Source organism: Pseudomonas sp. K8 (assembly GCF_014889455.1).
In the GTDB taxonomy this organism is placed as follows: Bacteria; Pseudomonadota; Gammaproteobacteria; order Pseudomonadales; family Pseudomonadaceae; genus Aquipseudomonas; species Aquipseudomonas veronii.
Window position 1 is genome coordinate 1 of record NZ_VJWO01000111.1, and the last position, 1,386, is coordinate 1,386.

General features: G+C 60.7%; 2 protein-coding genes. Both read left to right on the top strand.

The window, feature by feature from the left end; translation table 11 throughout:
- The first annotated feature begins 163 nt into the window (after nt 1-163).
- A complete protein-coding gene (gene tnpB, locus INT12_RS30390; protein WP_034138746.1) occupies nt 164-508 on the top strand; it encodes an IS66 family insertion sequence element accessory protein TnpB in 345 nt (114 codons plus the stop codon).
- A 37-nt stretch (nt 509-545) separates the two neighbouring features.
- Nucleotides 546-1,386, top strand: an 841-nt coding sequence (gene tnpC / locus INT12_RS30395) for an IS66 family transposase (RefSeq protein ID WP_193059169.1), incomplete at its 3' end; no start/stop codon positions are given.

Below are 1,386 nucleotides of genomic sequence, written 5' to 3' on the forward strand. Positions count from 1 at the left end.
TGCCCGTCCAGGTGATGGAGGCGCCAATCGATCTGCCGCACGTCGTCCAGCCACAGGCGGAGTGTCATTCCGAGATCGCAGTTGAGGTCGGAAAAGCCAAGTTGCGTATCATGGGCGCACCCGATCCGCAGACGCTGCAATTCGTCTTGCAGCAGTTGCTGCGATGATTGCCCCGCCCGCTGGAACCCGTATCTGGATCGCCGCCGGCGTCACGGATATGCGCCGTGGCTTCGATGGTTTAGCGGCACTGGTGCAGACACAGTTGGAAGCCGACCCGTTTTCCGGTCAGATATTTGCCTTTCGCGGACGGCGCGGTGACCGGATCAAGCTGTTGTGGTGGGATGGCGACGGCTTGTGTCTGTTTTGCAAACGGTTGGAACAAGGGCGCTTCGTCTGGCCGCAAGCAACCAGCGGCAGCGTGTCGCTGACGCCTGCGCAGTTATCGATGCTGTTGGAAGGCATTGATTGGCGCAGGCCAATTCGTACAGCGCCTGTCCTCGCAGTCTGACTTGCCGCGCTGAAAAAATCCCCAGTAACATGCGGTCATGACTCTCGTGACCGACTCCCTGCCGAACGATCTTCAAGCCTTGAAGACTCTGGTCTCTGCCCAGCGGGCAGAGATTGAGCGCTTGAAAATGATGATCGCCAAGCTGCGTCGTACGCAGTTCGGTCGCAGCTCCGAGCAACTGGACGCGATGATCGATCAACTCCAGTTGAGCCTTGAAGAGCTGCAAGTCAGCCAAGCCGAAATGACAACGCCAGTCGAACCGGCACCTCGCGCAGTTTCGCGCCGCAAACCATTGCCCGAACACCTGCCTCGCGAAACTCACGTGCATCAGCCCGAGTCGCAATGCACGGGCTGCGGTGGGAAGCTTCGCTATTTGGGTGAGGATGTGTCCGAAGTGCTGGAGTACGTTCCGGCACGTTTCAAAGTTATTTGCCATGTCCGTCCGAAGTGGGTCTGTCGCTGCTGCGAGCACATCGCCCAGGTGCCGGCGCCGAGTCGTCCGATAGCCCGAGGCCTTGCAGGCCCGGGGTTGTTGGCCCATGTGCTGGTCTCCAAGTTTGTCGATCATCTGCCGTTGTATCGGCAGTCCGAGATCTACGCCCGTGAGGGCGTGGAGCTGGAGCGCTCAACCCTGGCCGACTGGGTGGGCCAGAGCAGTCAGTTGCTCAGGCCGCTGATCAACGCCCTTGAGCACCACGTCATGAGCGGTCACAAAGTCCATGCAGACGACACGCCGATTGGCGTGCTCGCGCCGGGCAACGGCAAGACCAAAACGGCTCGCCTGTGGACATACGTGCGGGACGACCGACCTGCGGGTGACTCGACACCGGCGGCGGTCTGGTTTGCCTACTCGTCGGATCGCAAGGGGCAACATCCGC

Excerpts from the sequence above, each read along its gene's own strand:
- tnpB (WP_034138746.1), top strand. The coding sequence starts at position 164 with ATGATTGCCCCGCCCGCTGGAACCCGTATCTGGATCGCCGCCGGCGTC.